Origin of the sequence: Mesorhizobium sp. B2-3-7 (assembly GCF_006442695.1) — a bacterium.
Taxonomy (GTDB): Bacteria; Pseudomonadota; Alphaproteobacteria; order Rhizobiales; family Rhizobiaceae; genus Mesorhizobium.
This window is the reverse complement of the sequence record NZ_VFVV01000002.1, coordinates 355,638-368,691: the sequence shown is the minus strand read 5'-3', so window position 1 is coordinate 368,691 and position 13,054 is coordinate 355,638. Positions and strand designations below refer to the sequence as shown.

The window sequence follows — 13,054 nt, the reverse complement described above, 5'->3', positions numbered from 1 at the left end:
TCACGACGCGCTGCCCGAGCCGCGGATCAGCTCGGACATCAGGGTCGCCCGTTCCCGGGTGTTGCGCGGGGCACCGTCATCGGCGGCGATCTGGTCGAACAGCTTCAGCGCATCCTGGGTCTTGCCTTCCTTCCAGGCGGCCAGCCCGAGCGCCTCGCGCGCGGTGTGGCGCAGCGTGTTGGTGTCCGAGGTCAGGGCCTCGACGCGGCTCGACACATCGGCGAAGGAGCCGTGATCGACCAGCAGCAGCGCCGCCCTCAACCGCGCCATGTCGCGAATGCCCTGGGGAATGGCGGCGTCGGCCGCCACCTCGTCGAAATCCTTGACGGCGGCATCGACGTCGCCCTTGTCGGCCTTGACGGTGGCAGCGCGCATGCGGGCGAGCAGCGGATAGGCGCCGTAGCCATCCTTCTCCAATTGATCGAGCGCGGCCAGCGCCTCGTCGTTCTTGCCGTCATTGGCCAGCTTCAACGCTTGCGAGAAGGCATCGCCCGAACGGTTGGCGCGGGTCTCGTCCCAGTAGCGGTAGCCGACGAAGGCGGCGGTGCCGAGCACGACCAGCACCGCGACCACAAGCAGGGCCGGGCCGAAACGGTCCCACAGCTTCTGCGCCTGTTCGCGACGGATCTCGTCGTTGACTTCACGGATAAAACTGTCGTCGGACATCAATAAAACCATTCCTGCCCCGGGCCGGAGCGTTCGCGAGCCCGCGTTTTAGCGAAATTTTGTCGGCATGGAAGGGGTTCGACCGGAAAATCACCTATTCGCGGGGCAAACGGACGAAAAGGCCACCGCACCCACGCCACATTTGCGCTATAGCGGGGCCAAAACCGCCCCGGGGTCAGTAGCTGTTGCCAATATCCTTTTCGTCTCGCGTTGCCGCGTTCTGTCTCGCTTCGCTTGCCACGGCCGGTGCGGCTTTCGCCGATCCACCCGGCTCGCGGGCGCCTTTGCCGGCAAGGCCGAAGCAGGTCGTCATCATCTCCTTCGACAGCGCCCGCGACATCTCGCAATGGAAGCGCAGCCGGGCGCTGGCGAAGCGCACCGGAGCGCATTTCACCTATTTCCTCTCCTGTGTCTTCCTGCTGTCACCCGAAACGCGCAGCCAATACACCGCGCCGGGCAAGACATCGGGCAAATCCAACATCGGCTTCGCCGCCTCGACGCAGGAAGTGAGCCAGCGGCTGGAGCAGATCGGGCTTGCGGCATCGGAAGGCCATGACATCGCCAGTCATGGCTGCGGCCATTTCGACGGCAAGGACTGGAGCAAGGCCGACTGGCTGAAGGAGTTCGCCTCGTTCGAGCACATCCTCGAAAACGCCTATGCGATCAACGGCATCGAGCCCGAGCCGACCGGCTGGCGCGATTTCGCGCGGCATGCGGTGGTTGGCTTCCGCGCGCCCTATCTGTCGACGAGCAAGGCGCTCTACGAGGCGCTGCCCGCCGCCGGTTACCGGTTCGACGCCAGCGGCGTCTCGCGCGGCCCGGTCCAGCCGCCGACCACCGCCGGCCTCGCGCGCTTTTCACTGCCGCAGATCCCGGAAGGACCGAAATCGCGGCCGGTGATCGCCATGGACTACAATCTCTATGTCAGGCATTCCGGCGGCTTCGAGCGGCCGAGCAAGGCAGGCGAGTTCGCGGACCGCACCTACCAGGCTTTCCGCGCCGCCTTCGAGGATCAATACCGGGGCAAGCGCGTTCCGCTGCAACTCGGCTTCCATTTCGCGCTGATGAATGACGGCGCCTACTGGAACGCGCTGGAGCGTTTTGCCGGCGAGGTCTGCGTCAAATCAGACGTCGAATGCATCAGTTTTCGCGATTACATCTCGCGGCAGGGTTCTGGCCAGAAGCAGGCTTCCGTCGGCGGCTGAGCCGCCGACCCGTTTCGCACCCAGGTCTTTCCTGACTTAAGCGGGATCCTCGGCGCCTTGCCGCGCCAGATAGCGCTGGTCGATTTCCGGCAGCGGCTCGCCCTGCAGCGTCGCCTCGAAGGCGCGCAGGCGCTTATGCACCGATTGCAGTTCGACGATGGTCGACCAGGAGGTGAGCAGGAACTGCAAGGAACCTGTCACCTTGCCGAATGCATTCGAAATCTGGTTCAGCGCGCCGAACGTTATCTTGTGGGCGACCAGCGACGGCCCGAGGATCAGCAGCGAGAAAATATTGTCGGCCTGCAGGTAGGTGTACCGGACGACATTGAAATAGATGTAGTGGAAATACAGCCGGAAATAATTGTGGCGAACATTGGCGAACAGCGCGGCGGTGGTGGCGGGCTGGGCCCGGTCGGCATGATCCTCGCCGTAAACGAGCTCCTTGCGGTAGGCCGCCTCCACGCGCTGGTTGCGGAACTGCAGCCCTGGAAGCTTCATGCCGGCAATCATGACCGAAATCGTTCCGAACAGACACCAGGCCAGTGCCGCGACCACCAATGGCTGGGGGATCGCGCCGATGATCGGCAACTCGGTTATATGGGCCTGCAACTGGATCATGACCGGCAGGAAGGCGATCAGCGTCATGATCGACTGGACGAAGCTGGAACCCAGATCTTCCATGATCTGGGAAAACCGCATCGTGTCCTCCTGGATACGTTGCGAGGCGCCCTCGATGTGGCGCAGCCTGCCCCAGTTCTCGACGAAATAGTTGTTCATCGCCGTGCGCCAGCGGAAGATCCAATGGCTGACGATGAAGGCGTTGACCACCTGCACGTTCATGCCGACCAGCGCAAGCCACGAGAAATCGGCCAGCCCAATGTAGAATTCGGCGTTGGTCGATTTTCCGGTGCCCGACATCAGCCCCTGCACATAGTCGAAGAAGGGCCCGTACCAGGCGTTGACGGCGACGCTGACCTGCACATTGAAATAGATGAAGAACAGGATGACCGCCGTCATCAGGATCGACCAGCGTTGCCACGGATGCGGCGAATACCAGCTCCAGAACGCATAGAAAGCGACCACGCAGAACGCGAAGTAGATGTAGAACCAGAGAAACGGCTTCGAGACGAGGACGGCGATGCCGATAATGGGCGGTGCACCGGCTGCTGCCGGCGGCAGGCCGAAGACGGCGCCCAGTTGCTCACCCCCGAAAAACCAGAACAGGATCGCCGCAAGGCTCCAGACGGCGGCCGAAGAGAAAAACAGCTTCGGCTGCGGGAAGAAGGATACGAACACTGTGGCGAATTCCTCGATTTTTGCGCAAATCAGCTGGGTTCAGCAGGCATAAAGTCACACATTAGGGGGAAAGAAAATGCCCATGCCCGATGCCCGGCACCGAGCAAACCCACAATCATGGCGATTTTGGCGCGGCCGACCATATGATGACGCCGGAGGCGACCAGAACGGCCGCGGCGGCGATCGAGGCAAGGAAGAAATCGCCCGACGCCTGCGCCAGGAGCCCGGCGGCAATCGGGCCGATGATCTGGCCAAGACCGAACGAAGCCGTCATCAAGGCGAAGGTCCGCCGGGGGGCCTGTGGCGCCAGTTGCCGCGCGGTCTGCAGGCCAAGCGCGGTGATGGCGATGAACGTGCCGCCAACGAGCAGGCCGCCGAGCAGCGGCCCGGTGCGCCCGCCCACCGCGACGCTTGCGACAATGCCGACGACCTCGACGAAACATCCCAGCGCATAGGTCGCGTATAGGCCGATCCGCGCCGATATCTTCTGCCAGAGCCAGACCGAGGGAAAGCCGGCAAGACCGGTGACCATCCAGACCACCGCCTCGAACACGCGTCCGCCGCCGCCTTGCCGGACAATGGCGACAAGGAAGGTAGCCGTTACCACGTAGCCGAAGCCGAACAAGCCGTAAGCGACGATCACCTTGGTCAGCGAGCGGTCTTTTGGCAGCGCCGGCTCGCGGCCGGTATCGCCGCTGGCCAGCGGACCGCTGTCCACCAACAGCGCCACGACGACGAAGCCACAAGCCGAGATCGCCGCCGACCACAGCCAGCCCGCCGCCCAGCCGGCATGTTCGCTGACCAGGGCCGCCATCAGCACCGAGGACAGGGCGATGCCGAGGCCGACGCCGCCGAAATGCCACGCCTGCAGATCGCTGCGGCCGGCCGCGGCAAGATGGCTGAAAACAATGCTGGCCAGGAACACCATGACAAAGGCGCTGGCCAGGCCTGCAAGAAAGCGGATGACGAGAAACGCGGCGATCGTATCCGACAGCCCCATCAGCGCGGCAAGCAAGGCGCTGGCGCCGAGGCCGGCCAGCATCAGCAGGCGCTCGCGCCCATGCGCCCAGCCGCCCGCCGCGGCAAAGGCGCCGGCGAGGTAGCCGAGATAATTGGCCGACGCGATCCAGCCCGCATCGGCCGCCGACAGATGGAGTTCTTCCATCATGCCGGGCAGGATCGGCGTATAGACGAAACGACCAATGCCCATGGCGACAGCCATGGCGATCATGCCGGCGAAAGCGAACCGCAGCGCTGTTGAGGTGGCGGATGTCATCGCGGTGCACAATAAGTGCGAAGACCGGCGACACAACGTGCTTGCGTTGGGCCAGGCGCCGGACCGTCAGCACCAATCAGCGGCAGCCCGCTTGCGCCGTCTCGTGGGCGGTGCGTCGCGCCGTCAGCCGGAACGGTATGTCGCCGAGCTCACGCTCCGACATGGCGTCGAGCACGGGATGCGCAAGCGGATCGGCCAGCCAGGCGACCGCTTCGCCACCGTATGGCGGCTCGTGCACAGGGAATACTATCTTGAGCGACGATAACAGCCTCAACATGTCAGCCTCCGCAGGCCTGTCCCGTGAATAAAGTCTGCGTTTTCGGCATCACTTTCAATTGAGATTTCAGCCCCGCTGGTTTAGAAAAACTCAATGGCCATGCTCAACCGCGTCCACCTCAACGGCCTTCGCGCCGTGGAGACCGTCGCCCGTCTCGGCTCGCTCGCCGCGGCCGCCGGCGAACTCAACGTTTCGGCCAGCGCCGTCAGCCAGCAGATAAAGCGCGCGGAACAGCAGCTCGGCCAGGCCGTGTTCGAGCGAACGGCCAAGGGGCTGGTCCTGACGGAATTCGGCGCCATGTTCGCGATGCGCCTCGGCGCGGGTTTCCGCGAGCTCACCCAGGCCGTGGCGCTGGCCGACGAGGCGCGCCAATGCACGCTGGTGGTTTCCGTGGCGCCGGCATTCGCCTCGAAATGGCTGCTGCCGCGGCTGTCGCATCACTTCACCCGGCATCCCAACGTGCTGTTGCGCATCGACGCCTCGGTGCGGCTGGCCGACCTCGACCATTCCGATATCGATATCGCCATCCGGCTCGGCGACGGCAAATGGCCGGGCGGCAAGGCGGAGTTGCTTTTGGCACAAGAGGTGTTCCCGGTCTGCGCACCCTCGATAGCGAAGAAACTGAAATCGATCGAAGACCTTGCCCAGACCTGCGCGATCACCGACGAACGGGCGATGATCAACTGGGAAAGCTGGTTCGCCGCGGCCGGTGTCGAACCCGTCACCTTCCTGAAGGGCGCTCGCTTCACCGATCCGATGCTTTGCCTGGAATCGGCGATTGCCGGCCATGGCGTGATGCTGGGCTGGCAGTTGCTCGCCGCCGACGCGCTGGCCGACGGGCGGCTCGTCGCGCCGTTCGGGATCCGCGCCCAGAGCGGGCTTGGCTATTGGCTGGTGACCTCCGCCGCCAAGGCCGAAAGCCGCAAGGTCCGGGATTTCAAGCTCTGGATCCGGGAAGAGATCGAGGCGACGATGGCGCGGTTCGGCTCAGCGAAGGCGGGCACGAGCGACGCGATCACGGTGGAAAGCACCGTGGCGCCGGTCTATGTAGAGTCCGACATCAAACTACGGCAGGCAGGATCATGACCACACATTCGCGCGGCGTTTCCGCAACGATCGACCCGGTGAAGCTCGACAGGCTGGCCGAAGTCGCCATCAAAGTGGGGCTGCAATTGCAGCCCGGGCAGGACCTGGTGCTGACCTCCTCCATCGCCGCGCTGCCGCTGACCCGGCGCATCGTCGAGCATGCCTACAAGGCCGGCGCGGGGCTGGTGACGCCGATCTTCAACGATGACGAGATCACGCTGGCGCGCTTTCGTTATGGCGCGGACGCCGGCTTCGACCGCGCCGCCGGCTGGCTCTATGAAGGCATGGCCAAAGCCTTCTCCAACAATGCGGCGCGACTTGCCGTGCGCGGCGAGGATCCCTCGCTTTTGTCGGCGCAGGACCCGGCGAAAGTGGCGCGCGCCAACAAGGCCAATTCGATGGCCTACCAGCCGGCGTTGGAGAAGATCACCGGCTTCGACATCAACTGGAACATCGTCGCCTATCCGGACCTCGCCTGGGCCAAGCAGGTCTTCCCCGATGATGCCGACGACGTTGCGGTGGCCAAGCTCGCCGACGCCATCTTTGCCGCCTCGCGGGTGGACGTGGAAGATCCGATCGGCAACTGGAAGGCGCACAATGCCGCCCTTCGCAGCCGCACCGAATGGCTCAACGGCCATGCTTTCCATGCGCTTCATTTCACCGGGCCGGGCACCGACCTGACGGTCGGGCTGGCCGACGGCCATGAGTGGATGGGCGGCGCCTCCACCGCCAAGAACGGCGTCACCTGCAATCCCAACATCCCGACCGAGGAGGTCTTCACCACGCCACATGCGCGGCGGGTGGAAGGCCATGTTTCATCGACCAAGCCGCTCTCCTACCAGGGCACGCTGATCGACGAGATCTCGGTGCGTTTCGAGGGCGGCAGGATCGTCGAGGCGAAGGCTTCGAAGGGCGAGGACGTGCTGAAGAAAGTGCTGGACACCGACGAGGGCGCACGCCGGCTTGGCGAAGTGGCGCTGGTGCCGCATTCCTCACCGATCTCGGCGAGCGGCCTGTTGTTCTTCAACACGCTGTTCGACGAAAACGCCGCCTGTCACATCGCGCTCGGCCAATGCTATTCGAAGTGCTTCGTCGACGGCGCCTCGCTCAGCCAGGCCGAGATCGCGGAGCGCGGCGGCAACAAGAGCTTCATCCACATCGACTGGATGATCGGCTCGGACAAGATCGACATCGAAGGCGTCGGCAAGGACGGCAGCCGCGTGCCGGTCATGCGCAAGGGCGAGTGGGCCTGACGGGAGCGCACGAAGGAGAGCGGATGGCCTTCGAGATCGCGGTCAAGCGGGTGTATGAACCACCCTCGTTCGATGACGGGCAGCGGGTCCTGGTCGATCGAGTCTGGCCACGTGGCGTCAGCAAGGAGCATGCCGCGCTGGCGCTATGGCTGAAGGACATCGCGCCGAGCACCGACTTGCGCAAGTGGTTCGGGCACGAGTCCGAACGATGGGCCGAGTTCCAGAAGCGGTATCGTGCCGAACTGGAAGGCAATGGCGAGGCCGTGGCGCAACTGCGCGCCCTGCTCCGCGACGGTAAGGTGACGCTGCTCTACGGCGCCCATGACGAGGCGCACAACAATGCCGTGGCACTGGCGGGGTATCTGAGAGGACAGTGACCTGTCCCTTCGTCATCCTCGGGCTTGACCCGAGGATCCATGCCGTGACGTCCGTCCGGAAATGCAACGGAGCAGAATCAGCACGGCTGCGACGCCCAAAAGTCACGGCATGGATCCTAGGGTCTGCGCCGCGTCGCTTCGCTCCTTGCTCCGCCCTAGGATGACGAATTGAGAGTGTACCGCGCCCTACTTCCCGACCACCGCCGCCTCATAAACATCCGGCTTGAACCCGACCAGGATGCGGTCGCCAACCTCGAGCACAGGCCGTTTGATCATCGTCGGCTTGGCCAGCATCAGTGCCTTGGCCTTCTTTTCATCCAGGCCCTGCTTATCCTTGTCCGGCAACTCGCGGAACGTGGTGCTGCCCTTATTGAGCAGCTTTTCCCAGCCGAGCTTGCGGACCCAGCCATCCAGCCTGCCCGCCTCGATGCCTTCGGCCCGATAGTCGTGGAACCGGTACGGCACGTCGTGGCCCTCCAGCCAGACGCGGGCCTTCCTGATCGTGTCGCAGGTGGTGATGCCGTACATGGTGATCGTCAAAACAGGTGCTTTCCGGACTTCGAATCTGGCCGCAGATTAAGCAGCCCCGGCGCGCTTTGCCAGCGGCCCGGCAGAACCATCGAAGAGTAAGTTTCTTCAATGGCGGGCGCGCGGTCGCCGATCCGTGACGACGATGTGCATCAGGTCGGATAGCGGCCAGGACATGATCCTGGCCGCTCAGGATGCGGCGAAATGTGCCGACAGCCGGAAACCCGTCTCAATAATAGAAGCGCTCTTCGGCAATCTTTCCGCTCTTGACCGTGTACAGGCCAACCTCGTCCATGGTGACACGCTGGCCCGTGGCCTTGGGCGTTATGTCAAATGTAAAGCGTACGGCGAACTGGTCGCCGTTGACATAAGGGCCCTCGACCGAGCCGCCATGGACTTCGTTGTTTTCCTGCCACCACTGGCCTTTCTGCTTGACGGCGTCCTTGCCGCGGCAGACGGCCATCGGCCCCTCCATGGCCTCATAGCTGACGATGTCGTCGGCATTGTATTTCTCGGCAGCACTTTCGTAGTCACCGCGCTTGAGAAGCTCCGTGAAATCCTTGGCAATTTCCGTGTTGGTCATGTGTTCCTCCTGTTCAGACGCATTGCAAATAGGGAAAGGTTGGCGGCCTGCCATCGTCGTGCCGTCTGGTAGCTGACATGCCATGTCAGGATGATGGACCGCGCGGACTATGCGAGGACGATGCAGGCTCTCACATGGCGGGCAATGCATCGTCCTGGCCGGTCAGCCGCCAACGTCCGGGCTGCTTGTAGGCGCCCTTCCCAATGAGACTGTGGATCAGCACAAAATCCCGGACAGTCCAGCCGATCGGATCGATCGACCGCTCGCGAATGCTGGGAACGCCCACTTCATCACGAAGCAATGTAACATGCGGTTCGATGGACCTGGTGAGAAAGGGGTTTAGCGGGCTGTCCGAGATCACCGCCGTCAGATCACGCCAGAATTTCTGCAGCGGCGGATTGCCATCGCTGCCGCGCAGGACCAGTGCACCACCGCCAAAAGCCGACAGGCGATCGAACGAGACCTCGAAGGGCTTCGCAACGATCATCGATCCGATATGACAGGCGGCCTCTGCCAACTCCTGCGGGTACTCCTCATGGTCGCCGAGGCCGACAAGCGAGATGTGGATGTGATTTTCCGGAACCAGCCAGCCTTGCAATCCGAATTCACGGTTCAAGGCAATGGCCTTTCGCGCGAGACGACCAGCAATCGCGCTGCCGACGAGGATGGCAAAGAACAGCCGGTGGAAATGCTTCCCGGCCTGTTCCCATCGGAAAAAGGCCTGGCCGTTCTTCGCGGTTCCGAATGCGGGTTGCCCACTCATACTGATCTCGTCCGCCAATTGACTCAGGGCGAGCATACGAGAACAAAACGAGAACAAACGCAAGCCGAAAAATGACGCAGGCGTTGGGGCTCCCGCACCGCCGCATGCATCCAACCCCTGAAGGAGTGCTTCCTTGCGGTACGCCAATCGCCGACGACGCCGGCAGACATGGCGCCTGGCTCACCACAAACGGGATAGACCTTTGACAGGAATCCGGTGAAAGTGCCGCGCCGAACCAGCAAGCCGCATTTTTGATGATCAGAGGACCGCACGCATGACAAACCCGATGCATCTGCCCGCCGAAGGCCTTTTTGTCGGGCGCGCCAGAAGCAGCGACGCCTCGCATCCCCTGGTGGTCACGGTGCGTGATGGCACCGTCTTCGACATCACGTCGAGCACGGCGCCGACCGTGCGCGATATCTGCGAGATGGCCGATCCGGCCGGTTATGTGCGCTCGGCCAAGGGCAAGCCGATCGGCTCGCTCGATGAGATCGCGGCCAACAGTTTCGAGGCCGCGCGTGATCCGGCAAGGCCCTATCTCATCTCCCCCGTCGACCTGCAGGCGATCAAGGCCTCGGGCGTCACCTTCGTCGTCAGCCTGCTGGAACGCGTCATCGAGGAACAGGCGCGCGGTTCGGCGGAAAAGGCCGATGCCATCCGCGCCGACATTGCCGGGCTGATCGGCCACGATCTGTCCAAGCTCAAGCCCGGTTCGCCGGAAGCGATGGAGATCAAGGCCAAGCTCATCGCGCGCGGCGCCTGGTCGCAATATCTGGAAGTGGGCATCGGCCCCGACGCCGAGATCTTCACCAAGTGCCAGCCGATGGCCTCGGTCGGTTTCGGCGCCGATGTCGGCCTGCATCCCGTCTCTACCTGGAACAATCCGGAGCCGGAGATCGCCGTGATCGCCGCCTCAAGCGGCAGGATCGTCGGCGCCACCATCGGCAACGACGTCAATCTGCGCGATGTCGAAGGGCGCTCCGCGCTGCTGCTCGGCAAGGCCAAGGACAACAACGCCTCCGCCTCGCTTGGGCCTTTCATCCGCCTGTTCGACGGCACGTTCTCCATCGACGACGTAAAGCGGGCCGTGGTCCGGCTGAAAGTGGAAGGTGAGGACGGGTTCTCGCTGGAGGGCGCGAGCTCGATGGCCGAGATCAGCCGCTCTCCCGAAGAGCTCGTAGCGGCTGCCATGGGCCCGCATCACCAGTACCCGGACGGCCTGGCGCTCTATCTCGGCACCATGTTCGTGCCTTCGAAGGACCGCGGCGAGAAGGGCAAGGGGTTCACCCATAAGGTCGGCGACATCGTCACCATCTCGTCGGAGAAATTCGGCGCGCTGGTCAACCGGGTGCGACTGTCGCCGGACTGCCCGCACTGGACCTACGGCGCCAGCCATCTGATGCGCGATCTTGCCAGGGCCGGCCTCCTCTAGCTCTGGGTTCACCCGAGGGCGGTCAATCATCGCTCCGGCGACCCTCGAGGCCGGTATCACCTGCCGCGAAAAATCATCCGAACTGATGCAATCTGATGGGACCGCTGATGGCGCCCCGTCAGGCGCCGACTACGACTGACGGGCGGAGGCTTGCCATTTGTCGAAAAAGAGGATGCTCTGATCATCCAACACGACGTTGGCGGGGAGGACGCGGTCTTGCCCGATCAAGAGGGCGTCTCGAACTGATCAGTTTCAAACGGGAGGAAATCAAATGCTGACACGGCTAAGAGTGGTTCTATACGGCCTGCTGGTCGCGCTGACGGTCATTCCGGCGGCGGCGCAGGCCAAGACGTTCTACTGGATTTCACATGGCGGCCCGGCCGATCCGGTCTGGACCTACTTCCTTGCCGGCGCCAAGCAATGGGCCAAGGACACCGGCAATACCGTCAACACCTCTTTCCACAATGGCGACGTCGCCTCGCAGCAGGAGGCGGTGCGGGCCGCGATCTCGGCCAAGGCCGACGGCATCACCACCACCAGCCCCGATCCGGGCAGCCTTGTCGAGATCGTCAAGGAAGCCCGCGCGGCCAACATTCCGATCATCAATTTCAACACGCCCGATCCCAAGGCCAATTTCAACGCCTATGTCGGCGGCGACAATGTCACCTTCGGCAAGCACTGGGCGCAGTATCTGGTCGACAAGGGCCTGGTGAAGAAGGGCGACTTCGTCTGGATGCCTGTCGAGATTCCCGGCGCCACCTATGGCGTGCAGGAAGAGGAAGGCATCAAGAGCGTGTTCGAGCCGCTCGGCATCACCTATGAGGTGACCGAGGCGACGCTCGACCAGGCCGAGGTGATCAACCGCATGGTCGACTATCTCACCGCCAACAAGGCCAAGGTGAAGGCGATCATCGGCCTTGGCGACCTCGTCACCGGCTCGATCAAACGCGTGTTCGACCAGGTCGGCGTCAAGCCCGGCGAAATCCCCGTCGTCGGCTGGGGCAACTCGCTCGACACCACCCAGGAAGTGCTGAACGGCTACGTCAATGCCGGCCAGTGGCAGGATCCGCAGGCGACCAGCTATGTCGCGCTGTCGCTCGCCAACATGGCCGCAAGCGGCATTCCCCCGGGCTTCAACGTCATCACCGGCGCGCTCTATGAGAAAGACACCGCCCAGATCTACGACAAGATCCTGTCCGGCAAATAGTCCCTGATCCCCAACGCCGCGCGTCCACCGGGCGTGCGGCGTCCCGCCTTTCGCCTGGTATCGAGCCGTTTGATGCGGCCCGATGGTCCGGCCCATTCCAACCAGTCGCGGGTTACACGTGGAAAATCGTTCGCTTGTCCAAGGCCTGATCGCGCGGCCGGAATTCGGCCCCTTCGTGCTGCTCGTCGTCGAGATCGCCGTCTTCTGGGGTTTCAACCACGACTTCCTGTCACCCCAGAACATCTCCAACACGTTGGCCTTCACGGTCGAGCTCGGGCTGATCGCGCTGGCCATGACATTGCTGATGACGTCGGGCGAATTCGACCTTTCCGTCGGCTCGCTGTTCGGCTTCTCGCCGGTGCTGATGTGGACGCTGTTCAACAGCGGCCTCACCTCGCTGGAGATGGGCTTCGTTGTCGCGCTGCTGGTCGCCGCCTTCATCGGCCTGGTCAATGGCTGGTTCGTCACGCAGCTCAAGATCCCGTCCTTCCTGGTCACGCTCGGCATGCTCCTGGTGGTGCGCGGCACCGCGCTGTTCGTCACCGACGGCTTTCCGCAGCGCACCTGGAGCGCCGAGGGCAGTTGGCTGGCGGAGGCGCTGGTCGGCGATTTCTTCATCGGCCCGTTCCGCATCTACATGTCGCTGTTCTGGTTCATCGCCGCGGCCATCGCGCTGGGCTATGTGCTGACGCAAAGCCGCACCGGCAACTGGATCCAGGCCGCCGGCGGCAACCCGAACGCTGCGAGGGCGCGCGGCGTCAATGTCAGCCGCGTCAAGATCGGCCTGTTCGTGCTGTCCTCGGTCATGGCCTCGCTTGCCGGCGTCATCTCCTCGCTGCGCACCTCGGCGGCCAACCCCAACAGCGGCACCGGCTACGAACTCGAGGTCATCGCCATGGTGGTGATCGGCGGCACGGCGCTGACGGGCGGGCGCGGCACCATCATCGGCACCGTGCTCGGCATCCTGATCCTGCGCGTCATGCGCAACGGCATCGTGCTGATCGGCGTGCCCGGCCTTGCCTACAACATCTTCATCGGCGCGATCATCCTTGGCATGATGGCGCTTCATTCATGGCTGGAACGCCGGCATCAGGCAGGGACGTGA

General features: G+C 63.6%; 14 protein-coding genes. 7 read left to right on the top strand and 7 right to left on the bottom strand.

What is annotated here, in order from left to right:
• Positions 1–666, bottom strand: a complete 666-nt coding sequence (locus FJ940_RS05645; protein ID WP_140514747.1) for a tetratricopeptide repeat protein — start codon at positions 664–666, stop codon at positions 1–3.
• 191 nt (positions 667–857) lie between these two features.
• On the opposite strand from FJ940_RS05645, the gene FJ940_RS05640 reads away from it, so the two are divergent.
• Positions 858–1,871, top strand: coding sequence for a polysaccharide deacetylase (locus tag FJ940_RS05640; RefSeq protein WP_140514949.1), 1,014 nt, complete (start codon positions 858–860; stop codon positions 1,869–1,871).
• A gap of 36 nt (positions 1,872–1,907) precedes the next feature.
• Here the strand turns inward: FJ940_RS05640 and sbmA are convergent, their stop codons facing one another.
• The 3 genes from sbmA to FJ940_RS05625 form a co-directional block, all read right to left on the bottom strand.
• Positions 1,908–3,167: a peptide antibiotic transporter SbmA gene (sbmA, locus tag FJ940_RS05635; RefSeq protein WP_140497950.1), complete on the bottom strand. Its 1,260-nt coding sequence runs from the start codon at positions 3,165–3,167 to the stop codon at positions 1,908–1,910.
• Between the two features lie 115 nt (positions 3,168–3,282).
• The gene (locus FJ940_RS05630; RefSeq protein WP_140514745.1) at positions 3,283–4,443 is read right to left on the bottom strand and encodes a YbfB/YjiJ family MFS transporter; all 1,161 of its coding nucleotides are present in this window, start codon (positions 4,441–4,443) and stop codon (positions 3,283–3,285) included.
• A gap of 76 nt (positions 4,444–4,519) precedes the next feature.
• The gene (locus tag FJ940_RS05625; protein WP_140497946.1) at positions 4,520–4,720 is read right to left on the bottom strand and encodes a hypothetical protein; all 201 of its coding nucleotides are present in this window, start codon (positions 4,718–4,720) and stop codon (positions 4,520–4,522) included.
• A gap of 93 nt (positions 4,721–4,813) precedes the next feature.
• On the opposite strand from FJ940_RS05625, the gene FJ940_RS05620 reads away from it, so the two are divergent.
• Genes FJ940_RS05620 through FJ940_RS05610 form a run of 3 tightly spaced genes read left to right on the top strand, consistent with a single transcriptional unit; the run spans position 4,814 to position 7,436 of the window.
• Entirely contained in the window at positions 4,814–5,806 is a 993-nt protein-coding gene (locus FJ940_RS05620) for a LysR substrate-binding domain-containing protein (RefSeq protein WP_140655709.1), read from the top strand.
• Complete coding sequence (locus FJ940_RS05615; RefSeq protein WP_140655706.1) at positions 5,803–7,059, top strand: aminopeptidase; 1,257 nt, start codon at positions 5,803–5,805, stop codon at positions 7,057–7,059. Before FJ940_RS05620 ends, FJ940_RS05615 begins: the two co-directional genes overlap by 4 nt.
• 23 nt (positions 7,060–7,082) lie before the next feature.
• The gene (locus FJ940_RS05610) at positions 7,083–7,436 is read left to right on the top strand and encodes a DUF488 domain-containing protein (protein WP_140655703.1); all 354 of its coding nucleotides are present in this window, start codon (positions 7,083–7,085) and stop codon (positions 7,434–7,436) included.
• A 186-nt stretch (positions 7,437–7,622) separates the two neighbouring features.
• Here the strand turns inward: FJ940_RS05610 and FJ940_RS05605 are convergent, their stop codons facing one another.
• From FJ940_RS05605 to FJ940_RS05595, 3 genes are all read right to left on the bottom strand, one after another.
• Complete coding sequence (locus FJ940_RS05605; RefSeq protein ID WP_140623566.1) at positions 7,623–7,976, bottom strand: ArsC family reductase; 354 nt, start codon at positions 7,974–7,976, stop codon at positions 7,623–7,625.
• Positions 7,977–8,193: 217 nt separating this feature from the next.
• Positions 8,194–8,547, bottom strand: coding sequence for a nuclear transport factor 2 family protein (locus FJ940_RS05600; protein WP_140655701.1), 354 nt, complete (start codon positions 8,545–8,547; stop codon positions 8,194–8,196).
• Positions 8,548–8,677: 130 nt separating this feature from the next.
• A complete protein-coding gene (locus tag FJ940_RS05595; protein ID WP_246670981.1) occupies positions 8,678–9,457 on the bottom strand; it encodes a 2'-5' RNA ligase family protein in 780 nt (259 codons plus the stop codon).
• 127 nt (positions 9,458–9,584) lie between these two features.
• Between FJ940_RS05595 and FJ940_RS05590 the strand changes: the two genes are divergently transcribed.
• The 3 genes from FJ940_RS05590 to FJ940_RS05580 all read left to right on the top strand — a co-directional run bounded on the left by FJ940_RS05590 (position 9,585) and on the right by FJ940_RS05580 (position 13,054).
• Complete coding sequence (locus FJ940_RS05590) at positions 9,585–10,742, top strand: fumarylacetoacetate hydrolase family protein (RefSeq protein WP_140655699.1); 1,158 nt, start codon at positions 9,585–9,587, stop codon at positions 10,740–10,742.
• Between the two features lie 271 nt (positions 10,743–11,013).
• Positions 11,014–11,949 carry a substrate-binding domain-containing protein gene (locus FJ940_RS05585; RefSeq protein ID WP_140655698.1) on the top strand — a complete coding sequence of 312 codons (936 nt, stop codon included), beginning with the start codon at positions 11,014–11,016 and terminating at the stop codon, positions 11,947–11,949.
• A gap of 118 nt (positions 11,950–12,067) precedes the next feature.
• Positions 12,068–13,054 carry an ABC transporter permease gene (locus FJ940_RS05580; protein WP_140558252.1) on the top strand — a complete coding sequence of 329 codons (987 nt, stop codon included), beginning with the start codon at positions 12,068–12,070 and terminating at the stop codon, positions 13,052–13,054.

Bases quoted from the DNA above. Each gene is read 5' to 3' on its own strand.
- FJ940_RS05610 (WP_140655703.1), top strand. From the start codon at position 7,083: ATGGCCTTCGAGATCGCGGTCAAGCGGGTGTATGAACCACCCTCGTTC.
- FJ940_RS05620 (WP_140655709.1), top strand. From the start codon at position 4,814: ATGGCCATGCTCAACCGCGTCCACCTCAACGGCCTTCGCGCCGTGGAG.
- FJ940_RS05600 (WP_140655701.1), bottom strand. From the start codon at position 8,547: ATGACCAACACGGAAATTGCCAAGGATTTCACGGAGCTTCTCAAGCGC.
- FJ940_RS05645 (WP_140514747.1), bottom strand. From the start codon at position 666: ATGTCCGACGACAGTTTTATCCGTGAAGTCAACGACGAGATCCGTCGC.
- FJ940_RS05585 (WP_140655698.1), top strand. From the start codon at position 11,014: ATGCTGACACGGCTAAGAGTGGTTCTATACGGCCTGCTGGTCGCGCTG.
- FJ940_RS05615 (WP_140655706.1), top strand. From the start codon at position 5,803: ATGACCACACATTCGCGCGGCGTTTCCGCAACGATCGACCCGGTGAAG.
- FJ940_RS05630 (WP_140514745.1), bottom strand. From the start codon at position 4,443: ATGACATCCGCCACCTCAACAGCGCTGCGGTTCGCTTTCGCCGGCATG.
- FJ940_RS05590 (WP_140655699.1), top strand. From the start codon at position 9,585: ATGACAAACCCGATGCATCTGCCCGCCGAAGGCCTTTTTGTCGGGCGC.
- FJ940_RS05625 (WP_140497946.1), bottom strand. From the start codon at position 4,720: ATGTTGAGGCTGTTATCGTCGCTCAAGATAGTATTCCCTGTGCACGAG.